This is a genomic window from Arthrobacter sp. TMS2-4 (assembly GCF_054511075.1).
The window spans coordinates 1-22,502 of sequence record NZ_JBTNDI010000020.1; the positions used below are offsets into that span (position 1 = coordinate 1).

19 protein-coding genes and 2 pseudogenes are annotated in these 22,502 nt (G+C 65.2%); 5 read left to right on the top strand and 16 right to left on the bottom strand.

The window, feature by feature from the left end:
* Nucleotides 1–204: pseudogene (locus tag ACX80F_RS16175) on the top strand (integrase core domain-containing protein); the annotation flags it as partial.
* A gap of 280 nt (nt 205–484) precedes the next feature.
* On the opposite strand, the gene ACX80F_RS16180 reads toward ACX80F_RS16175, so the two are convergent.
* From ACX80F_RS16180 to ACX80F_RS16205, 6 genes and pseudogenes are all read right to left on the bottom strand, one after another.
* Nucleotides 485–1,735: an IS256 family transposase gene (locus ACX80F_RS16180; protein ID WP_459337425.1), complete on the bottom strand. Its 1,251-nt coding sequence runs from the start codon at nt 1,733–1,735 to the stop codon at nt 485–487.
* 174 nt (nt 1,736–1,909) lie between these two features.
* Nucleotides 1,910–2,505: pseudogene (locus ACX80F_RS16185) on the bottom strand (MmyB family transcriptional regulator).
* 205 nt (nt 2,506–2,710) lie between these two features.
* Nucleotides 2,711–3,610, bottom strand: coding sequence for a carbohydrate ABC transporter permease (locus ACX80F_RS16190; RefSeq protein ID WP_459337410.1), 900 nt, complete (start codon nt 3,608–3,610; stop codon nt 2,711–2,713).
* Complete coding sequence (locus ACX80F_RS16195) at nt 3,610–4,557, bottom strand: carbohydrate ABC transporter permease (RefSeq protein WP_459337411.1); 948 nt, start codon at nt 4,555–4,557, stop codon at nt 3,610–3,612. Before ACX80F_RS16195 ends, ACX80F_RS16190 begins: the two co-directional genes overlap by 1 nt.
* On the bottom strand, nt 4,557–5,912 hold the full coding sequence (locus ACX80F_RS16200; RefSeq protein ID WP_459337412.1) for an ABC transporter substrate-binding protein: 1,356 nt from the start codon (nt 5,910–5,912) through the stop codon (nt 4,557–4,559). The genes ACX80F_RS16195 and ACX80F_RS16200 overlap by 1 nt, the downstream gene beginning before the upstream one ends.
* Before the next feature lie 35 nt (nt 5,913–5,947).
* Nucleotides 5,948–8,140 carry an alpha-galactosidase gene (locus ACX80F_RS16205; RefSeq protein WP_459337413.1) on the bottom strand — a complete coding sequence of 731 codons (2,193 nt, stop codon included), beginning with the start codon at nt 8,138–8,140 and terminating at the stop codon, nt 5,948–5,950.
* A 165-nt stretch (nt 8,141–8,305) separates the two neighbouring features.
* On the opposite strand from ACX80F_RS16205, the gene ACX80F_RS16210 reads away from it, so the two are divergent.
* Nucleotides 8,306–9,502: an ROK family protein gene (locus ACX80F_RS16210; protein ID WP_459337414.1), complete on the top strand. Its 1,197-nt coding sequence runs from the start codon at nt 8,306–8,308 to the stop codon at nt 9,500–9,502.
* A 399-nt stretch (nt 9,503–9,901) separates the two neighbouring features.
* Here the strand turns inward: ACX80F_RS16210 and ACX80F_RS16215 are convergent, their stop codons facing one another.
* The 5 genes from ACX80F_RS16215 to ACX80F_RS16235 all read right to left on the bottom strand — a co-directional run bounded on the left by ACX80F_RS16215 (nt 9,902) and on the right by ACX80F_RS16235 (nt 13,686).
* Nucleotides 9,902–11,347, bottom strand: coding sequence for a plasmid pRiA4b ORF-3 family protein (locus ACX80F_RS16215; RefSeq protein ID WP_459337415.1), 1,446 nt, complete (start codon nt 11,345–11,347; stop codon nt 9,902–9,904).
* Between the two features lie 229 nt (nt 11,348–11,576).
* Entirely contained in the window at nt 11,577–12,353 is a 777-nt protein-coding gene (locus ACX80F_RS16220; RefSeq protein WP_459337416.1) for a hypothetical protein, read from the bottom strand.
* Nucleotides 12,350–12,763 (bottom strand): hypothetical protein, encoded by a 414-nt coding sequence (locus ACX80F_RS16225; RefSeq protein ID WP_459337417.1) that lies wholly within the window; start codon nt 12,761–12,763, stop codon nt 12,350–12,352. Before ACX80F_RS16225 ends, ACX80F_RS16220 begins: the two co-directional genes overlap by 4 nt.
* A gap of 164 nt (nt 12,764–12,927) precedes the next feature.
* Nucleotides 12,928–13,320 (bottom strand): hypothetical protein, encoded by a 393-nt coding sequence (locus tag ACX80F_RS16230; RefSeq protein WP_459337418.1) that lies wholly within the window; start codon nt 13,318–13,320, stop codon nt 12,928–12,930.
* 132 nt (nt 13,321–13,452) lie between these two features.
* Entirely contained in the window at nt 13,453–13,686 is a 234-nt protein-coding gene (locus ACX80F_RS16235) for a hypothetical protein (RefSeq protein ID WP_459337428.1), read from the bottom strand.
* Between ACX80F_RS16235 and ACX80F_RS16240 the strand changes: the two genes are divergently transcribed.
* Nucleotides 13,651–13,809: a DUF4913 domain-containing protein gene (locus ACX80F_RS16240; protein WP_459337426.1), complete on the top strand. Its 159-nt coding sequence runs from the start codon at nt 13,651–13,653 to the stop codon at nt 13,807–13,809. The two genes, ACX80F_RS16235 and ACX80F_RS16240, sit on opposite strands and share 36 nt — an antisense overlap.
* A gap of 21 nt (nt 13,810–13,830) precedes the next feature.
* Here ACX80F_RS16240 and mobF read toward each other — a convergent pair whose 3' ends face one another.
* Nucleotides 13,831–18,702: a MobF family relaxase gene (gene mobF, locus ACX80F_RS16245; protein WP_459337419.1), complete on the bottom strand. Its 4,872-nt coding sequence runs from the start codon at nt 18,700–18,702 to the stop codon at nt 13,831–13,833.
* Between the two features lie 548 nt (nt 18,703–19,250).
* Here mobF and ACX80F_RS16250 point away from each other — a divergent pair.
* Nucleotides 19,251–19,700 carry a hypothetical protein gene (locus tag ACX80F_RS16250; RefSeq protein ID WP_459337420.1) on the top strand — a complete coding sequence of 150 codons (450 nt, stop codon included), beginning with the start codon at nt 19,251–19,253 and terminating at the stop codon, nt 19,698–19,700.
* A 129-nt stretch (nt 19,701–19,829) separates the two neighbouring features.
* On the opposite strand, the gene ACX80F_RS16255 is transcribed toward ACX80F_RS16250, so the two are convergent.
* The 4 genes from ACX80F_RS16255 to ACX80F_RS16270 form a co-directional block, all read right to left on the bottom strand.
* Nucleotides 19,830–20,486, bottom strand: a complete 657-nt coding sequence (locus ACX80F_RS16255) for a DUF6966 domain-containing protein (protein ID WP_459337421.1) — start codon at nt 20,484–20,486, stop codon at nt 19,830–19,832.
* 49 nt (nt 20,487–20,535) lie between these two features.
* A complete protein-coding gene (locus ACX80F_RS16260) occupies nt 20,536–21,021 on the bottom strand; it encodes a hypothetical protein (protein WP_459337422.1) in 486 nt (161 codons plus the stop codon).
* Nucleotides 21,022–21,044: 23 nt separating this feature from the next.
* The gene (locus ACX80F_RS16265; RefSeq protein WP_459337423.1) at nt 21,045–21,344 is read right to left on the bottom strand and encodes a hypothetical protein; all 300 of its coding nucleotides are present in this window, start codon (nt 21,342–21,344) and stop codon (nt 21,045–21,047) included.
* Nucleotides 21,345–21,405: 61 nt separating this feature from the next.
* Entirely contained in the window at nt 21,406–21,978 is a 573-nt protein-coding gene (locus ACX80F_RS16270; RefSeq protein ID WP_459337424.1) for a recombinase family protein, read from the bottom strand.
* A 196-nt stretch (nt 21,979–22,174) separates the two neighbouring features.
* On the opposite strand from ACX80F_RS16270, the gene ACX80F_RS16275 reads away from it, so the two are divergent.
* Nucleotides 22,175–22,502, top strand: a 328-nt coding sequence (locus ACX80F_RS16275) for a helix-turn-helix domain-containing protein (protein ID WP_459337427.1), incomplete at its 3' end; no start/stop codon positions are given.

Sequence of the window (22,502 nt, forward strand, 5' to 3'; positions counted from 1 at the left end):
ACCACTGGCGACTCCTACGACAACGCCCTCGCCGAGGCGTTCAACTCGCTCTTCAAAGCCGAGCTCGTCCGCAACAAGGGCCCCTGGAAAGGCATCGACGACCTGGAGATCACCACGGCTGAGTACATCGACTGGTTCAACCATCGACGCCTGCACGGCGAGATCGGACTGATCCCACCGGCCGAGCACGAGACCAACCACTACCGTCACAACACCGCCTCGACTACCGTCGAAGCGTCAGTTCCGAGCCTCCACTAAACCCGGTACGCGACAAGGTGCGATCCGCGATATCGCCGCGCTCACTAGCCTCGACCTCGCGCAGCAGGTTGGAATTAATCAGATGCCGTTTGCCGCGACCCTACCCAGCGCGCGCGTGACGTCCGCCTGGCGGGAGCTCTCCCGCCCGGAATGCCTCGACCTCGATCACAACAGCTGATCATGAGGGACTGTCCGATAAACGGTGTGTGGGGTCCGGCGGTTTTCATCAGTGAGTGGTTCTTTCGAATCGGCCCGCGAAGGTAATCGCGAACGCGTTGAGCGCTGGCTTCCACCTGATCACCCAGCGTGCTCTGCCGCCGCCGGAGGGGTCAAGAGACCGGGTCACGAGATAAAGACACTTCAAAGCTGCGGTCTCGTTCGGAAAGTGCCCTCTGGCCCTGACTGCCCGGCGGTAGCGGGCGTTGATCGACTCGATCGCATTCGTCGTGCAGATCACCCGGCGGATCTCCACGTCGTACTCCAGGAACGGCACGAACTCCGCCCAGGAAGATTCCCAGAGCTTCACGATCGCCGGATACCGGCCACCCCACTCGGCGGTGAACTCCGCGAACCGGTCCTTCGCAGCCTGCTCCGATGGGGCCGTGTAAACGGGTTTGAGCGCCTTCACGATCCCGTCGCGGTGCTGCCGACCGGCGTAGCGGAAGCTGTTGCGGATCAGGTGCACGATGCACTGCTGCACCACGGTCCGTTCCCAGGTGGTCGTGATCGCTTCCGGCAGGCCCTTGAGCCCGTCGCAGACGGCGACGAGCACGTCCTGGATGCCACGGTTCTTCAGCTCGGAGAAGACCTGCAGCCAGAACCTCGCACCCTCGCCTCCGTCGCCGGCCCAGATCCCGAGGATGTCGCGTTCACCGTTCACAGTGACGCCCATAACGACATAGAACGGGGTGTTGCGGACCTGCCCGTCACGGACTTTCACCACGATCGCGTCGACGAACAGGACCGGGTAGAGCGGGTCCAGCGGCCGGGAGGACCACTCGGCCAACTCGCCGGCGACCTTCTCGGTGATTCGGCTGATGGTGTCTTTGGAGACCTTCGCCCCGTAGACCTCCTCGAAGTGCGCGGCAATCTCACCGGTCGTCAGCCCGCGGGCGGACAGGGAGAGCACGATCTCGTCGATGCCATCCAGGCGCCGCTTCCGCTTGGGCACAATCACCGGCTCGAACGACCCATCCCGGTCCCGTGGCACCTCGATCTCGACCGGCCCGATCTCGGTCAGCACGGTCTTCACTCGGGTGCCGTTGCGCATGTTCTCCGCGACCGGCGTCTGCCCATGCTCGTGCCCGAGGTGCTCAGTCAGCTCCGCCTCAAGCGCAGTCTCGAGGACGTTCTTGGTGAGCTGGTTCAGCAGGCCGCCAGGGCCGATGAGGCTCACGCCCTGCTCCTTGGCTTGGGCGAGCAGCCGTTCGGCAAGGTCCTTCTGATCGATGATCTCTCCCGTCACAGGATCGATCATCGCCTCTGATACTTCGGTCGTGAAGTCGTTCACGGCCATCTCCTCTCGGATCAGGCCGGATCCTCACACACCGTTTTCCTTACAGTCCCGATCATGACGCCTGGAAGGTGCCGTCATCGTCGCTGTACTGATCGTTTAGCGACGGATCCTCAGCGTGTGCCCGTCAGGACTGTTCTAGATACTTTTCAGCGCGGCTTGGTGGTCGGCGTTCCAGCTGCGCAGGAGGTCCAGGGCGTCGGCGGAGGGGCGTCCGTGTTCGGTGAGGTAGGTGGTGAGGTTCAGGCCGGGTGTGGAGTTGATGGTCAGAACGTCGTAGCCGATGGTCATGTCTCTGACAACGGGGTGGTTGATGCGTTTGGTTCCGGTGGCGTGGGTACGCACGGTGTGTCCTCCCCACCCGGTACGGAAGTCAGTGCTGTGGGTGGATAGCTCTCCGACGTGTTCATCGGTGCCCGGTCTGAGGGGTCGTGGCCGGCGAGGAGGCGCAGTGCGGAGACAAATCCACGGGCGCTGGTTTCCCAGTCCGGGTAGAAGATCTGGGAACGGGGGTCCAGGAACAGGAATCGGGAGTGGTTCAGCGGTGCGGTCTCCTCGGGGAACAGGTGGGGGAACAGCGCCGTCCGAGGGGGTTCGATGCTGCCGGATTTCCGAGGTGGGTGAGGACCAGGGCGGGGACGTTGCGCTTGGTTTCGAGCATCTGGGGGAGTCGGGACAGCAGTTTCGGTGCCGGTCTGATCCGGAGTTTCGGGCTGCGCTGCAGCCCCAGCCATCGCCTTCACCGGATCCGACCGCTTTTCCCTCGACCGCACCTTCTTCGCCCGACGTGGTGCCCGCTCACGAGTTACTGTCTAGCACCGACCGAAGGGCTTCAGGTGAGCCCTTGCTGCTGAGCAGCGGAAGCGCTGGTCCAGTGAGCTCCGCTCGTTCTGGACCAGCGCTTCATGGGTACTTCTCAGAGGTGGGGTAAGGATCCGCCTACTTGGTTGATCCGCGCATGACTCCGCTGACGACCCATTTCTGAGCGATGATGTAGACGACCAGCAGGGGTGCGAGGGCCATCAGGTAGGACGCGAAGGCGATGGTGTAGTTGGTATTGAACTGGCCCTGGAAAATGAACTGAGCCAGAGGCAGCGTTCGAGCCGACGGGTCTGAGAGGATCACCAGTGGAAGCAGGAAGTCGTTCCACGCCCAGACGCAGGTGAGGATGCCCACGGTGGCGTTCATGGGTGCCAGCAGTGGGAAGACGACTTTCCAGAACACGCCCCAGGTGCTGGCGCCGTCCATGAGGGCTGCTTCTTCGAGCTCGATCGGAATGGACTTGATGTATGCGGTGAAGATGAAGATATTGAACGACAGTCCGTACACCGTGTACAGCAAGACGAGTCCGACGGGGGTGTCCAGGCCCAGAAGTGCGGTCTCTTTCACGACCGGCAACATGATGATGGGAAAGGGGACGAAGATCGCCGCGAGGAAGTAGAAGTACAGTCCGCGGAAGAACTTCTTGTGCATGTTCCGGGCGATGGCGTAGGCGACGAGTGAGTTGGTGAACAGGGTTAGGACGACGGCGCCGACCGTGATCAGTGCCGTGTTCAGGAGCGCCCGGGGGAAGTTGGTCAGTTGGTAGGCGTCGGCGAAGTTCTGCCACCGGATCTCGGTGGGCAGTTCGAAGCCGGTGCCTCCGAGCTGATCGGGCCCTTTGAGCGCGGTGACGATGGTGAAGTAGAGCGGCAGCAGGACGGTGAGTGAGCAGACCGCGATGAGGGCGGTGAGCCACCAGTTGGTGCCTCCGGTGCCGCCGTCGAGCCGGCGACGGCGTCGAGGTGTGGGAGTGGTAGTCGTCTGGAGGGCTTCGGCGCCCTGGAGGGTGGAGCTCATCAGAAGGAAGCCTCTCTGCGCTGAAGGAACCGCAATTGGATGAACGACACGACGATGATCACGACGAGGTACATGACGGCGTTGGCCATCTGGTATCCGTACTCGCCGCCCTGGAATCCGCCGCGGAAGATGACCAGGGCGATGGATTCCGTGGAGGTGCCAGGCCCGCCGTTGGTCAGGGCGACGATCTGGTCGAACACCTGCAGGAATGATTTGAACGACAGCACCATGTTGATGGTGAAGTAGGCGCCGATCAGCGGGAAGGTGATGGAGCGGAACTGGCGCCAGGATGATGCGCCGTCGATGCCGGCGGCTTCGTAGAGTTCGCCGGGGATGGTTTGCAGTCCTGCGAGATAGAGGATCACGTTGAAGGCGCATGCCTGCCACACCGTCGTGATGACGATGCCCACCCATGCCCATTGCGGGTCAGCGAGGATGTTGGCGCCCTGGATCCCGATTGCCTGCAGGATCGCCGGGAAGGAGTTGGCGAAGAGGTAGTTGAAGACGTAGCCGATGATGAGGATCGCCAGCACGTAGGGGATGAAGAAGATCCCGCGGAAAGCGGTGCGGAACTTGATGCGCGAGTTGAGCCCGAGGGCGATGGCCAGGGAGATCACGTTGACGGCGATCGTGGAAACGATCGCGAACCCGAAGGTGAACAGGTACGAGGCGATGACGCGGTCGTCGCGGAACAGGTTGAGGTAGTTCGAGAGCCCCACGAAGCTCCAGGTGCCGTACCCGGCGTAGTTGGTGAGGCTGAAGAACATGCCTGTGATGACCGGGATCGTGTGCAGGCCGAAAAAGATCACGACGGCGGGGACGACCATCCAGTAGAAGGCCCGGGGTGTCCTGCCCTGCTTGTTCCGACGCGGTGCCGGCACGGCTGTCGAAGCGGCGCGGGCCTGCATCTTGGGGCCGGCGGCTGGTGGGGGTGCGGTGGCGGTCATCACTTACCTTCTCTCTGGGTGGCAGTGCGCGCGGCGACCTTGCCCCATTCGCCGTCGAGGTCGGCCAGGAAGGTCGGCACATCCCCGGTCAGGACGAGGGTCTGCAGCATGTTGACGAGCGGGATCGACGCCGGGATCTGGTGGTCGATGAAGCCGATGATCTTGCCTCGACTGAAGTAGGGCTCGAGGCCGGCAAGGGCGGGGTCGGGGTTCGGCTCCGCCTGGTTCAGGGGCGAGAAGGTGCTCTGCGAAACGGAGTAGGCCTGCACCACTTCGGGGGACATCATGTAGTCGATGAAGCGTTTGGCTTCGTCCGGGTGTTCGGTGGTGCGCCCCATGGAGATGCCGACGTCGACGCCGGAGACGACGAGGCGCGCATCGGCGTCGTCGGTCACCGGGTAGGGGAAGGTGCCGATGGCCGCGTCGGGGTTCGTGGCCCGGATCGCGGGAATCGCGTATGAGCCCTGCAGGTACATGGCCGACTCGCCGTTGGCGAAGGCCGCGTTGCCGGCGTTGTAGTCGCGGCTCGCGATGTCGTCCTGGCAGTAGGAGTAGAGCTGAACTTCCTTCTCCATGGCGGTCTGGAAGTCCTTGCTGAAGGACACCGCGCCTCCGTCGATGTCCGAGCCCTGCTCCCTCAGGTCGTCAAAGAATCCGTCCGGCATCAGCGTTCCGCCGAGGTTCACGAACGCCGGCCCTGCAGTCCACGCGTCCTTCATGGTGCAGTAGAAGGGAGTGACCCCGTTCGCGGTGAAGGTTTCGGCTGCTGCGATCAGTTCATCCCAGGTCGTCGGTACTTTGACGCCGTTGGTGGCGAAGATTTCAGGGTTATAGATGATGCCGGAGGCGTTGCTGGCGAACGGCAGGGCGTTGACTTCACCGTCGCCTTCCTGCTCGCAGGTGCCCAGTGCCTGGACGATGTCCTGGACGGCGGGGTTGACGTTTTCCGCGGAGGGTTCGCCCGAGAGGTCCGCGAAGACGCAGGCCCGAGCGAGCTCGCCAAAGTTTCCGCTGGCATTCAGTGTCAGGACATCGGGGACTTTGTCCTTGACCAGAAGTGTGCGGATCGCGGTGTCAGGGTCGGGCACTGCGTTTTGGATGACCCTGATATCAGGGTTCTCGGCTTCGAAGTCTTCGATGATCTTCGCGAAGTCAGCGACTGCTTCGGGTTTGAACTGGAAGAAGTCGAGGGTGACCACGCCGTCGGAGCTGTCGGTCCCGCATCCGGTCAACGCTGCCCCTGCCAGGACGAGGCCGACCGATCCGGCGACGAACCGGGACGCTATCCGATGAATGGGGCGTCGTCGTGGTGGCGTACCAAGGCGACGAGTGGGGTGGGTGGGAAGGTGAATCATGAAGGGCGCCTCCTTGCGCTGGTGCAGCTGACGGTTCAGTCGACGGCGGTGAATTCGATGAGCAGCAACTGCTCGGGGAACAGGACGGGTGCCTGCAGGCCCTGGGTGGAGAGCGCACGACCGGTCAGGACGACGGGCTCGAGGGTCCAGGGCAACGGTGACTGGCCGGGGCCGGCCAGCTCAGGGGTGGGCTCGGTGAGGCGGACGCTGTAGCGCCGGTCCTCGTCCAGCCCAGGGAAGGTCACGGGAGCAGCCGGGTAACTGGTGCTGGTGGTGACCTGCGTGTAGGTGAAGAGGGCCGCGGATCCATCGGCGGCGACTACACCACGCACGTCGGCGCTGTCATCGACGAGGTCGGCGAAGACCGCCCGACCCGTGTGCAGGAGATCCCGGTGCCCCTTGTGGGCCTTCACCCACGCGGCTACCTGGTCGAGTTCCTCCGAGTCGAGCCCAGAGAGGTCCCACTCGATGCCGAAGTGGCCGGGCAGTGCGACTCCTGCCCGTAACGCGAGATCGTGCCGACGGCCGGTCGAGTGGGACTGAGGCCCACTGATGTGGGCTCCCATCAGCTCGTACGGCACCAGCAGGTTGGTGAATTTCTGGATCGTCAGGCGCTCGAGCGGGTCGATGCAATCGCTGGTCCAGATCCGGTCGGTGTGCTCGAGGACGCCCAGATCCACCCGGGCGCCACCTGAGGCGCAGCTCTCGATCTCAACACCCGGGTGCCGGACTTTCAGCTCATCCAGGAGGCGGTACAGCGCAACCACATTCTCGTGCACGGCCGGGCGCCCCGTGGCAGGGCTGAACGCCTCGAGCAGGTCGCGGTTGTGATCCCACTTGAGGTAGGCGATGTCGTACTCGGTCAGTACCGCGTCGAGCTGCTCGAGAATGTGCTGCCAGGCAAAAGGATTGGACAGGTCCAAAACCTGCTGCTGGCGCGCCGAGACCGGCAGGTGAGGCCCTGCCCCCAGCACCCAGTCCGGATGTTCCCGGGCAAGATCGCTATCAGGGTTCACCATCTCGGGTTCGACCCAAAGGCCGAATTGCATGCCGAGGTCGGAGACGTGATCGATCAGTGGTGTCAGGCCGTGAGGCCATACGGTCTGATCGACCTGCCAGTCTCCGAGGCCCGCAGTGTCGTCCCTGCGACCACGGAACCAGCCGTCATCGAGCACGAACCGCTCGACGCCGACCCTGGCGCCAGCATCAGCCAAAGCCGACAGTCGGGCGAGGTCGTGGTCGAAGTAGACGGCCTCCCACGTATTCAAGGTCACTGGGCGCGGCGATGACGGGTGGTGGGGGCGGGCTCGCAGCGCATCGTGGAAGCGGCTGGAAAGCTCGGTCAGCCCGTCGCCCCAACTGGCCACTGCGGGAGGTGTCGTGTAGCTCTCACCCGGGGCCAGGCGAATCTCCCCGGGGGTCAGGAGCTCGGCGGCGCGCAGCTGGGTCAGACCCGTGACCGTGCGCTCCACACTCAAGCGGTGGTTGCCGCTCCAAGCCAGGTGCACTGCATGCACTGTTCCGCGCTCGAAACCGAAGCCCCGCGTGCCTGCCGCGAGAAGAAGTGTCGCGTCAGCGCCCGGACGACCGCGACGGCTCTCCCTGTCGTGCCGGCCCGTCGTCAGGGGGTGGCGCTGCGGGGTTCTCTCGCGCAGGTGCCGTCCCGTCGTATCGAGGATCTCGGAAGCAGTCGCCGGTACAGGGAACACCGCGGCGAGCTCGACGAGGTCAAAGTCCGGATCACTGGCGTCTGCCGCACCGGTGTGGGTGTTCGTCAGGGTGAGCACCTGATGCAGCAGTCCCTGTTGATCGAGGGTGAGTTCGATGGTGAGCGAGAGATGAGCGTCATCGTCCACAGCGGACACCACGATCTCGCTGACCGTGGTGTCGGCGCTGTCAGTGCTGCGGTCTGTACTGATCGCCGTGGTGCGGAAGGCGGTCCACGCGCTCCGTCCGGAGCGGCTGCCCATGATTGCAGGGGTGCCCTGCCACCCATCAAATTCCTGGGGGAGCAGTGTGAGGCGTGCTGGTTCGTCGATGCCGCCGGAGACGCGCTGCGGGCGGGCGGTAACCAGAAGTCCGTTCAGAACGTCATCACCGATGTCACCGAGATCGGCGCCCCACCACACGATCGTCGGTAAGCCCGAAGTCGTCGTGTCCAGCACGACACTGGTGCCCCCCGAGCGCAGATGCAGGGCAGGTCCTGCGGGCGAGAGAGAGGGGTTCATGCTGGCGTGAGTGTCGGTGCTTCGTTGCATGAGTAATTTCTACGGTGAAATTAATCACACGTCAAGCATCATATGGAGGATTCGGCACACATCGAGAGGCTGCGATCTTGAATGAGGCACTTCCTTCCCCTAGGGAAATAATCATCAGTAGGGCATGATCGGGGTATGAGTGTGACTGGATCGACGCTGGAGGATCACGAACCTGCCCAGCGCCGGGAGGGCTTCATGCCAGCACCGGAGGACTTGTCACCCAGGCATGAACTCGTGCGGGAGGTGCTCATTCATGGGCCTATCACCCGTGGCGCCCTCGCTCGTAGGCTCGGCCTCTCGGCGGCGAGCCTCACACGTCTGAGCAAACCTCTTCTTGAGGATGGCTTCCTTATCGAGACCGCTGAAGCCGGCGTGGCAGGGGTCGGTCGTCCTGTCAGGCCACTGGACGTCCGGATGGATGCACAGTGGCATATAGGGGTGAAGCTCACAGGTCAGCAGGCCTTCGGTGTGGCGACAGACCTACGAGCCTCGGTGCTCGGCGAAGACGTCACTGACCTCAAAGGCAGTTCGCTGGAGCACGTCGTCGAAGCCGTCGGTGAGCTGGTGACGCGCCTGAGTCTAGGCGTTGGCACGAAGCTACCTTCTGCTCTCGGCGTGTCCGTCGGCGGCCAGGTTCGCGGCTCTCACCTGGTGGCCCGCGCACCGTTTCTGGGATGGCGGAACATTGATCTTGGGGGAGCGCTTGAGAGGGAGCTGGGGCTCCCGGTCGTCGTTGCAAACGATGTTGTCGCGCTGACCGAAGCTGAGCACTGGTTCGGGCTTGGCCGGGGCCTTGATGACTTCGCCGTGATCACCACCGGCGCAGGAGTCGGCTACGGCCTTGTCCTACGCGGTAGCCAGATCATCACCCCTGATACCGGCCTTGGGCTGGGCGGCCATTTCCCACTCGACGCCAACGGCCCCGTCTGCATCGACGGGCACAAGGGCTGCTCGACCGCCATGCTCTCCATTCCGAGCATCTGCAGGCTCGTCGCTGACGGCCTCGGCCGCGACGTCTCCTACGAAGACGTGCTGGCCCTGGCCGGGGCAGGCGACCCCGTAGCCCTCTCCGTCATCCGAACAGCAGGCCAGGCCCTCGGCCGGATGATCGCGGCCGTAGCCAATCTCACCATGGTCAACACGGTCATCCTCGCTGGAGAAGGCATCGGATTCGTTTCCGTTGCGCAAGTGAGTATCGATGAAGCGCTTCGAAGCGATCGCGATCCCGAAGCGTCAGCAGTGAAGATACTGGTTGGGGACCCCGATTTTGGGGTCTGGGCACGAGGCGCGGCAGCGGTAGCAATACAAACTTTCGTTGGTCGCATCAACTAATGCGCACTCCCCTCACGCCATACAAGACAGTGGTCGGCATGCAAGGGTCTTTCAATACTCGCCGTAGAGACCTGCAGGTACTCCGATCGGCGCCGAACAGCTGTCTCGCATACGCAACCAGTACAAGCTTCGCCACGTGCGCTCCCCAGTTAGCTTCTGATCGCCGGTAATTAATCTTTCGTCAAGTTGGCGGACGGTGAGTCCGTTCGAGCGCAGCATCCTCTGAGCCGCGCTGCTTTTGACGGTGGTTCCTGGCTTTGGCCAGATCTGCTCGGTAGTCGGTGACGAGGGTGGCCGTCACGGGTACGGGTGGAACGGCGTCCCCGAGACCTGTGAACGTCACTTCGGGCTGCCGTGTCTGGTCTTGATGGATGAAATTTCTACCGGATTCTGGGGTGGTTAGGGGTGGAGGGCTGCGCAGGCGAAGGCGCGTCCCTGCGGGGCGATGGTGCGTGGTGTCCGTCCATGACCGGTGAGGATGCCGAGGTTTCGGAGCGCTTCCCGGGGCTCGCGGAGTAGTCCGTGGACGTCTGTGGGTTCCAGTTCGGCGCCCGCGCGGGTCCTCCAGCCGAGGGCGCCGAGCCCGAAAGCGACAGCGGCGAGGCAGTCATCCCAGTCGGCGTGTTTCCCGGCGGCGATGTCGATGAGCAGCAGGACGGTGGCGTCCCGCTCCGCGTCATGGCGGTGCCGATGGGTGATGGCGTGGGCGAGGAACTGCCACAGCCCGACGGGATCTACGAGCAGCCGCTTTGCGGCAGCAGTCAGGACGAGTCGGCCTTTGATCCTGCGGATCAGTCCCAGGCGTTGTGCGCTCCCGCGCAGCCGGAGGACAGGTAGGGTCTGGTCCTCACGGTTGGCTTTGCCGGGCCAGTGCTCGGTCCAGCCGAGTTCGGTCATGGCCTGATGGACTACCGCGGGCGGAAGCCAGCCCGCGGCGGTGAGATTCATGCCGTCGGGTCCGATCCGGCGGATGAGCCAGGAATAGGGGGCGGTCATCGCTTCGGCGAGGCCTGCGTCCACCAGCGCGGGCTCGTCCAGGCCGGCGGTGTTCAGGTAGGACCGGAACTCGCGGCGCATCCCAGCAGGCAACCGATCGGTGATGTCCCGGACCATGGACCGGCTCCCCGCCCCGGATCGATCGACGGTCCCACCGACCGCGTTCCCAACCGTGTCATTGACGGTGCCGCTGACGGTGTCGGTGTGGGCGGTGAAGAGTTGTCCCAGTTCGGTGTTCACGGCATCGACGTCGAGCTGGTCGGGGTCGAAGTCCTGCCATGGTCCGGTCACCCAGGCGACCCACGCCGTCAGGTCGTCGTGGTCCTCGTGTCCGGGGTCCACGAGGGCGTCGAGCAGTTCGTGGTAGCGGTCGATGCCGCCGGAGTCCTCCAGAGGTGCCCGGCGTGCCCCGTCCACGAGCCGCGCCCGCGGGGCACCGGCGGGCGCGGGAAGGATTTCGGTGAGGTCGAGGCGGTGGGTCCAGCTGTCACCGAAGTCGTATTCGTAGAACACGGGCCCGGACCCGGGGTTCAGGATCGCGCCGATGGTGACGTCCCGCTCCGGCAGCGCCCCGTCGCTGTCCTCGAGCAGGTCTTGGGGCACCCAGCGCCGGGGCTCGGGCGAGATCCCGTTGACGGGCCGGACCCGCTGGTAGGGGTCGGTGTCGGTGAAGGAATGCAGGTGCGCGTCCCGCCAGCCGACGGCCACCTGCAGGACCTCGTGCACCCTGTCCAGGGTCAGGGCGGGATCGAGGTCCAGGAGCCGCCAGATCGCAGGCTCGCTGCCCTCGAGGCAGACCATCACCCGCAAGATCAGCGGCCGGGGCTCTTCCTGTGCGGCGCTCATCATCACGCCACCATCCTGCCAGCCGCCACCTCCAGGGAACCTGCGTGCACCTCCGGCCACGTCCAGCCCCGGCGCGTCATGCTTCGAATCACGCCGACAACAGGGGGAATCCCTGGAGAGCGTCAGCTGGACCGGTGATGATTCCGTTGACGGGAGGCCGTCCGGTTCCACGCCTGGCGGTGGGCGGGCCGGTCAGAGCGTGTTCGGAGGTGGGGTTCTGGGCGAGGGCTGATCAGCGCGATTTTATGTCGTGTCGGAAGAGAGCGAAGGCATAGGCGGGATCGTTCTCCGGGATCTGCGCACCTGTGCTCGCGGCGACGGGGTCGTCGCTGAGGCCTATGTCGGCGCGGCGGAGCCAGAACGCCCAGCAGTACCCGGATCCGGTGTCGGTTGCGCCGTGCTTCGAGGGGAACCTGATGCCCATGGGGTAGGACCCGTCGTCGAGGACCTGGTCCTTGATCCAGGCCGCGAGGACGGTCGTGACTTCCCGCCGGCCGCTGGTGACCTCGGACAGTGTCAGGGTTTCCTCGACGTCGATCTCATACAGGAGGCTGCTCAACGCGCCGTTCAGTGCGTGCAGCGTGTCTGCGTGGGAGATGTCCACCCAGAGACCGGGTTCGAAGGTGAGCTCGAAAAGCAGCCGCCCATCACGCCAGTTGGCCGGGATCCACCCCGGCGCCATATGGCCGTTGGCATGCCATTGCTCCTGGACCTCGCGCCGGATGGTGTCGACGGGCGCGCCGAAGAACGCCGCAGTTTTCTCGAGGTAAGTCGCATGGGCGGCTCTCATGCGCGCCCAGGAGAGGGCTTCGAGGAAGGCCGTTTTCTTGTCCTCGGCCGCGTAGATCGTCCGCCCCGGCGTGTCGAACCGGTACCAGGTGGAACGATCGCTGCTGAGCAGCCCACGCTCCTGGGGATTCAGGGGCCCGTAGGACTCTTTCGCGACGCGATACGCCTGGGTGGGACCGCTGACCAGGGCGAGTCCGGTCGTGCCACAGGTCCGCCTCAACCGGTGAACCCATCATCGATCATCGCGCTGGCGGCGGCGGCGGTTTCCTTGAACCGGTCCTCCCGGATCGCGTCGATGGGCGAGTCGTGATCCAGCCACGGGTTCGCACCGATGAACCACAGGCGCGCCACGTGCTCTCCCTCGGCCTCGGAGACGACGAGCCACTGCGCGTAGGCGAACTGCAGGCGTTTCACGGCCACCTGATGCGGGGTAGGACCATCCTGCTGAGCCCACTTGTAGCTGATCTTCCGGTCCTTGCTTCCTGCCAGAGCCGCCACCAGTGTCGCGCCCAGCGCGGCATTGAGGCGACGAACGATTTCCCGGATACCCAGGCGGGCGGTGCGGGCGTGGGCCGCACCCGTGGTGGTCGCAATGCTCATGACGTTGAGCTCCTCACTCGTGACACTCAAATCTACTCCTTGGACCGCGATAAAGCGACCAAAAATCTACTAGGAGGCTGTTGAGGGATCGGCTGTCGGTGGCGGACGGGTAGCGTTCGACGGCCAGGTGTGAAGCCGATCCGCCAAACCACCGGCGCGGTGGTGATCGCCGTCAGGGTTTGGGATGGCAAGGTCTAGCCTGCTGCGGCGAAGGCGCGGGCAGCTGCCAGTACTGCGGGGCCGGCGTCCTCGAGTCGTCCTTCACGCAGCAGTCGTGCCGGCGGCACATCATCAAGCTGGGGGTTCATGCCCATGAACCAGGCCTGCACGACGGGGGCCGGATCACGCTGATGCAGTAACGCCGCCACATGATAGGCCTCGCGTAGCCGCTGAAGAACCTCCGCTGACGGTTTGCGTTCACCATCAGCCCACTGGCGGACGGCACGGGTTTCTTTCACAGACCCCAGGTACGCCACCAGCTTGGCGCCCAGGATTTCGCGTAGCTCGCGCACGAGCTGGTCCTCCGGGAACCGGATCGAATCCCGGTGGGCCTGAAAATCGGTGCGTGCTCCCGCAACAGCTGTCATACAACCATCGTCCCATGCATGGCCCTCATAATCTATGGTCAGATCACACACCAGATCACATGTCCGGTCACCGATAACCGTGATTATGTCAGGTAAAAGCCGGGAAGGGCCTGGACCTCTCCTCTTGGGTGCTTACTGCTGTTCCGCATTCTCCGATGCGATCTGCTCGAATGCCGCCGTGAGTTCATCGGCCGCCGGCAGGGCGCGTTGCTCCGCAACCGACCGGTTCTCGTACGTGCACGTCGATACGGCCACGGGTGATTCGGAGCAACCGAGGGCGTAGCGAACGGTGTGGTCGTTCTTGCTGTGGAAGCTCAAGCGGAAGGCGGGATGTCGGGCTGGTGGGTCGATCACTTCGACAGTCACGCCGCGGTCCTTTTCGCCAAGCGTGGTCCCTTCGGAGAGTGCGGCACCACGCACCAGCCGAAAACCATCCGGAGAGTGCTCGCGTGTGAAGCGCCCCTACCGACTGGTCCTGGGAGTAACTAAGTCACCATGAACAGCGGCTGGTCACAGTGACCGGCCGCTGTTCTTTGTCTGCTCAGCTCGACGTTTCGCGGCAGTCGAATCGTTCTTGGCGATTGTTGCCTCCCGAGCCTGACGCTCGGCGGCAGTCGCTTTCCTGCTCTGAATCAGCTCGGCTTGCCGCTGACTCCGGTCTTTCTTTCGCGCTGCATCTTCTGCGACGCCACCCTTTTCCTGAGTCATGGGGGTCTCCTTCTTCTGGGGACTGGTTGATTGCCCGGTTGCCTCACTGCCGGACCCGGAAGCGTCGGAGGGCGTCGTCCCTGCGGCGTTGCCCGCTCCTGCCCGGTGGCGGGCGATCGCGCGTGCGATCGCGGCTTCTTCCAGCGCGGAGCGTGTCGGCTGTGCCTCGGGCATCGCCACAGGTTGGACGGCGGCCGGGGCAGCTTCAGTGGACTGCAGGGCGTCGACGATCCGGGCTTCGCGTTGCTGCGATGCCGGCAAGGGGTCGCTGGCAGTGGCACGCTCGGCCTGGAGGCGTTCGATAGCCCTTCGCGCAGCGGCCTGATTCGCGCTCATGCGGTCGGTGATCGCTGCTTCGTCAGCGGTCTGCTGCACCTGCGCGCTGCTGCGTGGCGGGACCTGCGTGAGGGCGCTGTGCTTGTGCAGGGCCGTGGCACGGGCAATGAGCCGCTGCGCGGCAGGGTCGTCCTGGTACTGCTTCGGGATCAATGCTGTCTCATGAGTGCCGATGTTGTACCGGTTCCGATACGCCTCGGTCTCGGCCGCGATGCTGTGCCATTCGGCGGCCTTGGACACCTTCGCCGGCATCGGCCCGAGCGCGGACGCCCACGCCGGTTGTTCTTCCGCGAGCTGCGCGCCGCGGACCGAGACCCGCTGTCCGAGGTGCGCCCGGAGCCGGTCGAGCTCCTCCCGGTACTCCTTCGGCACCCGTGCGTCCTGCAGGAGCACGGACGGGGCAATGTCCTCGCTGACGGCGGACCGGCCGAACACTGCCCTGCTCGTATCGGTGGTGGTGCTGGTGCTGACGAGTTCTGTGGACGCCGGCGTGCTCGTGGTGGGGATACCGGCGTCGCGCAGTTGGCGTTCTTGGTGGATCGCCTCGGCGATCGTGACCTGGTGGACGCTGCGCGGATCCTCACCACGGGCGGTGCGCTCGATCACGGTCTGCGTTAGGGAGAGATCCTGACGGCGTTCCAGCTCGAGCGTCATGGTCTTCACCATCCACTGTTCTTTCCTCGTGGCAGCACTGATTGAGGCGGTCGGGTCGAGGGACTGCAACCGTTCCACAGCGTTGTCGCGTGTCTCGGTGAGTCTGATGGTGTGTAGGAGCGCGAACGGTCGGGCAACCCACTCTCCATCCAACCCGGCGTCCAACCCTGCGTCCGTGGGAGCTTCACCGGGCATCCGGCGGAACTGACCGGCATCTGTGCCTCTTGCCTGCTTCCCGGCCTGCTGAGCGAGGCGGTCGAGATGATCGTCGGTCAGTGCACCGAGCGGCCGGTGCCCGGTGTTCGCGCGGACCTGCTGCGCGGTCTCGATCCTGTTCTCCACCCGGAAGGCGAGGACAGCGGACGCGTCGTCAGCGCCAGCGAACCCGCGTTCCCGGTACGCCTGCGCAAGAATCTTCGATGCGTCCAGGCCCTCGTTCTCAGCCCGCCGCAGGTGCGCGGCCACAGCGCCCCATGACTCGTGCGAAGTGAACGCAACTGCGGCCTCCGACCCCATGACCTCGGCGGCGATGCCACGGGTCTTCGCGGTCCATGCTGCTGCTTCTACCTCGGTGTAGACGCCGGCGAGGGTCGCGACGTCCCCGGTACGGACGGCCTCCAGCCGTACTGCTTCGTGGGCGGACAGGGTGCGGTCGTGGTTCGCGGTGATCGACGCGAGGACGCTGTCGCGGGTCACGGTCTGGTCGTTCTTATCTCCCAGGGCGACGTACAGCCTGTTCGTCTCGCGTCCGCGGGTGGCGGCGACGTAGGCTCCGGCCCGGTCGGTGGCCTCGTCGAGCATCGCGTGCGCGGTGTCCACGGTCGCGCCCTGGGCGCGGTGCACGGTCGCGGCGTAGCCGAGCTGCCCGTGCTCGTTCAGGTAGTCGGCGTCGACGGTGATCCGTCCCCCGTGGCCGGAGTGCCGGAGCATCACCCGCTGCCGCTCCTGCCCCGCAGCCTCACCTGCTGCGGCGTCGGCCGTTGTGTCGATGTCGGTGTCGGCGTCTGTGTTGGTGGCGGGGTTAGCGGTGACCTGTTCGACGGTCCAGACGTCGTTGTTCTTGACGAAGTCCTTGCCCTGATTGACCTGCAGCCTCCGGTCGTTCTTACGAGTGACGACCGTGTCCCCGGCATAGGCGCGCAGGCCATCGCGGAGGACCACGGACGGCGTCGCCTCCGTGATGCTTTCTAGGTCACCGGTGGCGATACGGGCGGCTTGGGCGCGGGCGTTGAGGTCGGTGACGGTGGCGTTGTCAGTGGCGATCATCAGCGACGTCTTGCCTGCTGCGGTGTCGGTCATCCACGCGGTGAAAGCGTCCTGGGTCATGGCCTCAAGCGTGCCGGCGGTGACGCGGTTGTTGTCCACGTACCACTGGAAGGGGGTGTCAGCTCCGACGGTTGCCGGTTCCCGGAGAGCCAGGGACGCGGTCGCTTCACCGTCCGTGTGGAAGCGGTGAACCTCCTCGAGGCGGACCGCGCCGACCTCGTTGTTCAGCAGGCGGAGCGCACCGCCCGAGCCGATCGCGCCGAGCTGCCGGTCGTCCCCCATCGCACGCACCACGGCACCGTGGCGGGCGGCGACACCGACGACCTCGGCGAGTTTCGGGGTGGTGACCATCCCAGCCTCATCGACGATGATCACGTCCCCGGCACGGAGAGTGAACGCGGATCCGCCGTTGGCGTGGCCGTCCTTGGCCGTCATGTTCTGCTGGCCCTGCTGGTTCCGGTGGGAGATGAGGAACGCATCGATCGTCGTCGCGTCGGCCCCGATGTCCTTGGACATGACCGCTGCGGCCGCTGCGGTTGGTGCCAGTCCGATGACCTTCCCCCCGCTGTCACGGACGGCGTCGGCGGCCAGGGACAGGCTCGTGGTCTTGCCCGCGCCGGCGGGTCCTATGCCGAGGGTCAGGAGCTTCTCGTCGGTCGCGAAGGCGCGTGCGAGGTCGATCTGACCCTGCGACAAGACCGGTCCCCCACTGGCGGCAGCGGCCTCGACGTGCTCGGCCAGGATCGTGTCGAACCGCTCGGCGGACACGGCCGGGATGACGATCTTCTGTCCCGCGGCCAGGACCCGGTGCTCGGCGTTCAACACCTCCTGCGAGGTGAACAGCGCGACGTCGGCCTGCCGGAACTGACTCGTCCCATCGGCGCGCAGGAACTCGGCCAGCTTCGGTGTGATTGTGTCCGGGGTGACCTGGAGGCTGTGCGTCCCGGTGGCTTCCCGGGTGACGTTCTCCACGGTCTGGTCGGTGATGGTCTGCCCGGGAAAGGCTTCTTTGAGGTGCCGTCGGGTCTGCGCGATGACGTGATTCCGTCCCCAGACGGCACGCTTCGCGGCCAGCTCGTGGACGACCAGGCGTGCGTGCTCGTGCACGTCGAGGTCATTGACCAGTGCGTCGACGGGCGTTCCTGTGCTCGCGGTGCGGACGTGCTCGAGCAGGTCCTGTCCGACCGGCATGTTCGTGCTCGAGCTGTAGTCCTGCTGCCATTCCTCGACCAGCTCCGACAGGCGGCGGGCACTCTTCTTCTCCGGTCGGGTCTCCAGGGTGGCCTGCTGCGCGAGGGCGATCTTCTGCTTCTCGTTCGGCGCGTAGCCGTGCTTGTCAGCGAACTCGGCTTCGAGTCTGCCGATGGTTCCGGCGATGTCGGAACGTCGTGAGGATGCCCGGTGGATGGTGTCGAGGTCGATGCCGGCGACCTCATAGATGGGCTCTCCGCCACCAGCTGTGCGGGCGACTGTGCTGACGCCGAGGGAGGCGCAGACCTTCTCGATGACCTTCGCGTTGTAGGTCTCGGAGGCCGCGACGTTCATCTTGTAGAGGGTCCGCCCGTCGACCGACGACCACTTTCCGTCGGTTCCCCGGACCTTGTTGGCGATGACGACGTGGTCGTGCAGCTGGGGGTCTCCGGCGCGGGAGTCGTAGTGCCGGAACTGGGTGGCGACCAGGCCGCCGGCGACGTCGATCTGCCGGACCCCGTTCTTTCCGCGGCGCGTGTAGGTGGCGTTTTTCTCAAGGAAGGTGATTGTCTCGGCGATCGCTTCGTTGTGTGCCGTTTCGACTGCTGTGCGGGCTTCGTCGCCACCGAGTGCCCACAGCAGGGATACCGATTTCGCGGGCGAGAACACCAGGTCGTACCCGGCGACGGTCTGCTTCGAGGGGGTGGTCTGCGCGGTGATGTAGCGGGCGAGTTCTTCATTGCTGCGGGCATTCCGGCCATGGAACGCACGGAACAGCTCGCCGCCGACCCGGGACCGGATCTCGTGCATGACCTCGGTCGGTAGCGCCTTGTCCGCGTTCTCGACACCGGTCCAGGCGGGTCCGCTGGTGCGCCGGAAGCGGGCCACTTCCTCGTCGATCCTGCGGGTCATCTCCGTGTTGGCGGCACCGTACTGGTGGTACTTCTGGCCCAGCTTCACGTCGTTCGCGCTGCCGCCAGCGGCAAGAATGCTGGCGGCCTCGGGGTGCAGGCCCTCACCGAACAGGGCCTTCATCTGCGCTTCGCTGACCTCACCGGAAACCCCCAACAGCTGTTCCGAGTGTCCAACCCACTGCCCCGGAGGCACCCCCTCGACGGTGTAGTAGTCGCCCAGCTCCCGGCCCCCCGCGCGGAGCTCGTCGGCGCTGGCGACCTCGGAGGTGTAGTAGGCGTAGCCGTCCCCAGCACTGAGCTTATGGACGGTCATCACACCTCTCATCTTCGCGGGCTGCGGGGTGCTTGTCGACCTCACTTATCAGGATGCATGAGGTGTGACAGATTGTGCTGGTTGGAGGGGTGCGAAATCGCACTGGTGACGACGGAGGAGGAAACCGGGGATGAAGCGCCGTGGAAACCAGTACGATTGGTCCATCGACTTTCGATGCGGTTGTGCACATGAGAATGAGCGGTGGGTAACAGCTTCACCGTTATCCACCGCTCATTCTCATGTGTGGAACCGCCAACGGACGTTATCCACCAGGTGGGCAACGGAGAGACGTGAGGGTTATCTCGGAGCTGTCCACGTGTGGTCAACGTCCGTTGGATCCAGTCCGAGCGTCAGCGAGGTCCGCATGGGCCTTTCATGGGGGCCGGCGGTGACGTCGGGCATGGTCGGTGATCGGTCGAGGACGGCCCCTAGTCGGTGGCCGCTAACCGTTAGGTGTGGCAGGGAAAGTGCGTCGGATCGCAAGTCGCGGCCGGAGCAGTGTCAGGTACAGGTCGTGAGCGCAGGATCAGTGAAGGGGACGAGTGAGCATGGCAGCACCGAGGAAGTCAGCGCAGCAGGTCGCGGCACGGGAAAAGGCGAGGGCGAAAGCCCAGGAACTGACCGAGCGGCACGAACGGCTGATTGACCTGGCGGCGGAGTTCTTCGAGCAGGAGCAGCAGGCAGAGCAGATCCGCGCCGAGGCGCAGGAACGCGCCGACGCGATCCTGGTCAAAGCCGAGCAGGACGCGGAAGCGGCCGCGAAGAAAGCCGGCGCGAAGGTGCAGCAGATGCTCGACACCGGCGAGAGCCGCGCAGCGGTCGCCGCCCGTCTCGGGCTCAGCACCGCGGAAATGAAGCGGGCCCTGGACGGTGCCGGCACCTCATCCGCGGACGCCGGGAAGGCGAAGGACTCAAAGGATGCGGGAACGACGTCGACGATCGCGGACACCGCGGACGAGGTCGCGGAGCAGGTTGCAGCGGAGACGAAGGCCGCGTAGCACGTGAGGCTCGGCGACGTGAATCCGGTGCGGGGTGTCTGATCCTTGGTCATCGGACCTCATGGGGCCCACTCAACCACCGGAACGAGTGTGACGCTCGCCTTGTGCACAGCTCGTGCTGCGGTGGGGTCAGGAGTTGCGCAGGAAACAGGATCGGCCTCGCCGCAGAGCAACGCGTAGACGATCAACGGCGTGCCCTGCCGCCTCGTAGCCGACGTCCTGGAACGACCCCATCCCGCCGCGGTACAGCGTGAGCGCCTGAGTTGACGCTTCGCGCAGACCCCGTCGATCCACGACATCGACGAACAGTTCCTCCAGCCAGTCGGCAGCATCGACTCGACGCCGATCCTGACCGAGTTCGGCAGCTGCGCGAAGCTCGGCAATGGCGGCGATGATCTCGTCCCGGGCGGCCTGGACAGTGCGCGGGATGCGGCTTGTGGGCGCAGTCCTCGGGCCCGCGGCAGGGGCTGGCTCACTGGCGACAGGTTCGGCGCCCAGGGTTCGACCGTACTCCAACGCGGCACGCAGCCCACGCACGACGTGCTCGGAAGCAGCGGTACCGACGTCCTGGAACGAACCCATCCCGCCGCGATACAGGGTGAGGGCTTTGGTTGACGCCTCCTGGAGTTCCTTCTCCTCCGTGACGCCGGCAAATAGTCCATCAAGCCAGTCCGCAACATGGGCGCGGGCCTCGTCGTGCTCTGCCTGGGCGACTGTGCGGAGCTCGGCGGTGGCCGCGATGATCTCGTCCCGGAGGGCTCCGACGGTGCGCTGCTCGTTACTCATGGGGCGATCCTAGAGACGACACTCTCAGACAAGTGTGGGTGCGGCGGTGTCAGAAAAGGGTCGGCGCTTCGGGGTCGATGCCCATGAGCAGGGGCCGGATGATCGGTTCGTTCCATCCGTGCTCGAGGAGAGCAGTACGCAGCTCGAGTGACTGGGCGTGGAACTGAATACGGCCGACACCGCGCCACCGGAAGGATGAGGCGTTGGCGTGCCGGCCCTTCCGGGATCGGTCGAGCATGTTCAACGCCTGGGTGCCGGGCAGCAGGTGTGTGTCTTCCCCGGTGCTAGCGTGGACGCAGAGTGGAACGTCGCAGACATGCATGAGCGCGATTCCGGGGTGCAGGGTTTCCCCGGTGATGTGTTCGTAGGCGTAGCGTTGCGGCCGCAGGGCGCGTTGCCCGCCATCTCTGGTGACCCAGAACCGCCCGTAGCCGTCGTCAGCGACGGCGCCGGTCCAGATCCAGCAGTCACTCGGCCGCGGGCCCTTGATGACTTTCTCCCAGAACCGGGCGGCCTCTCCCTTGCGCGTTCTCATCCTGAGCTACCTCCGCCAGGACGTCATCGGACGCGCGCCGGCCGCCGGACGATCGGCCGGCGACCTTCCATCCGCACCACACCGGCGACGACGAGGGCAGCTGCAGCAACGATCATGAGCTGTCCCCACCATGGCGACCCGGCTGCGGTCGCGACGAACCACGCTGAGAAGAACCACAGGCCGACGGCCAACGCACCAGCGACCTGGTTACGGACGCGCGGACCGATGGGCAGGAGGAGCAGCGGCAGCCGGAGGATGGCTCGACCGAAGAGGTAGCTGTAGCGGGTGCTCGCGGTGAGCAACCACCGGATGATTCTGATCATCGTGGCCTCCTGATGGTCGGGCGGTCTGCTCGAGCGGGTTCAGTCTGCATGCCTGGGAGCCTCATTGGGCTTTCTGGTGCCGGTACAGGGTCGCCCTGCTCCAGCCGACGAGACGGGCCGCGTCCTCGGCGGTCTTTCCTCTGCCGCGGGCGTCGGCCACGACGGCGAGCTTCGCCGCGATGACCCTGGGGTCCGATGGTGGCCGGCCGAAACGGGTGCCATTCTGCCGGGCCGCGACCAGACCGGCGTTGACGCGTTCGACGATGAGCTCCCGCTCATACTCCGCAAGGGTCGCCAGCATGTTCAGCATCAACCGCCCCGTCGAGGTCTCCGGATCGATCCCATCCGACAGGGACCGCACCAGGATCCCCCGCTCCCGCAGCAGGTTCACCGTGCTCAGCACATCGATCAGCGACCGACCCAACCGGTCCACCCGCCAGACGACGACGGTGTCGCCCTCGCCGGCGTACTCGAGGAGCTTTTGCATCCCGGGGCGCTCGACCGCTGCCCTGCTGCCCGAGGTGACATCAGCGAAGACGTCGCGTTTCTGCACCCCGGCGGCGACCAGGGCGTCGAGTTGCAGCTTCGCGTCCTGGGCCGATGTACTCACGCGGGTGTAGCCGAGATACCTCATCCCAGCAGTCTGCCTCACAAAGTGCTGGCGACACGACTACTGAGACACTTTACGGGGAGGCGACTTTTCGAGACAGTCAGAACCCCGGAATCTCGGGGAAGCTCTCGAGCCTTGGCGCCTCCTGCTTGGTGTCTCGTAAGACTGTGGCGGTCTCAACCGGTCAGTGCACCACTCCTTGGCAGGATGAGTGGTGGAGGTGCGTGTGGAGTTCACGACGGAGCAGCAGCAGACTATTTGGGAGGGGTGGCGGGACGGCGAGTCGTTCCGTCAGGTCGGTGACCGGGTGGGGCAGCCGGCGCACGTGGTCCAGTACTTTCTTCGGGGCTACGGCGGCATCAAGCCGAGCGTTCCTCGGCGGAACTCCCGGCACCTGACTCATCAGGAGCGTGAGGAAATCTCTCGCGGTGTCGCAGCAGGGTTGTCGCTGCGCCGTATCTCCGTGGCCCTGGGCAGGTCTCACTCGAGCATTTCGAGGGAGCTCGCGCGCAACGGCGGACGGGCCGCTTACCGGGCAACAACTGCTG

What these genes read in the sequence shown, in the direction of transcription:
- ACX80F_RS16215 (WP_459337415.1), bottom strand. Translation starts at nt 11,347, where the DNA reads ATGATGAGCGCCGCACAGGAAGAGCCCCGGCCGCTGATCTTGCGGGTG.
- ACX80F_RS16230 (WP_459337418.1), bottom strand. Translation starts at nt 13,320, where the DNA reads ATGACAGCTGTTGCGGGAGCACGCACCGATTTTCAGGCCCACCGGGAT.
- ACX80F_RS16260 (WP_459337422.1), bottom strand. Translation starts at nt 21,021, where the DNA reads ATGAGAACGCGCAAGGGAGAGGCCGCCCGGTTCTGGGAGAAAGTCATC.
- mobF (WP_459337419.1), bottom strand. Translation starts at nt 18,702, where the DNA reads ATGACCGTCCATAAGCTCAGTGCTGGGGACGGCTACGCCTACTACACC.
- ACX80F_RS16240 (WP_459337426.1), top strand. Translation starts at nt 13,651, where the DNA reads ATGTCGGGCTGGTGGGTCGATCACTTCGACAGTCACGCCGCGGTCCTT.
- ACX80F_RS16250 (WP_459337420.1), top strand. Translation starts at nt 19,251, where the DNA reads ATGGCAGCACCGAGGAAGTCAGCGCAGCAGGTCGCGGCACGGGAAAAG.
- ACX80F_RS16270 (WP_459337424.1), bottom strand. Translation starts at nt 21,978, where the DNA reads ATGAGGTATCTCGGCTACACCCGCGTGAGTACATCGGCCCAGGACGCG.
- ACX80F_RS16210 (WP_459337414.1), top strand. Translation starts at nt 8,306, where the DNA reads ATGAGTGTGACTGGATCGACGCTGGAGGATCACGAACCTGCCCAGCGC.
- ACX80F_RS16265 (WP_459337423.1), bottom strand. Translation starts at nt 21,344, where the DNA reads ATGATCAGAATCATCCGGTGGTTGCTCACCGCGAGCACCCGCTACAGC.
- ACX80F_RS16180 (WP_459337425.1), bottom strand. Translation starts at nt 1,735, where the DNA reads ATGATCGATCCTGTGACGGGAGAGATCATCGATCAGAAGGACCTTGCC.
- ACX80F_RS16255 (WP_459337421.1), bottom strand. Translation starts at nt 20,486, where the DNA reads ATGAGTAACGAGCAGCGCACCGTCGGAGCCCTCCGGGACGAGATCATC.
- ACX80F_RS16195 (WP_459337411.1), bottom strand. Translation starts at nt 4,557, where the DNA reads ATGACCGCCACCGCACCCCCACCAGCCGCCGGCCCCAAGATGCAGGCC.
- ACX80F_RS16205 (WP_459337413.1), bottom strand. Translation starts at nt 8,140, where the DNA reads ATGAACCCCTCTCTCTCGCCCGCAGGACCTGCCCTGCATCTGCGCTCG.
- ACX80F_RS16190 (WP_459337410.1), bottom strand. Translation starts at nt 3,610, where the DNA reads ATGAGCTCCACCCTCCAGGGCGCCGAAGCCCTCCAGACGACTACCACT.
- ACX80F_RS16200 (WP_459337412.1), bottom strand. Translation starts at nt 5,912, where the DNA reads ATGATTCACCTTCCCACCCACCCCACTCGTCGCCTTGGTACGCCACCA.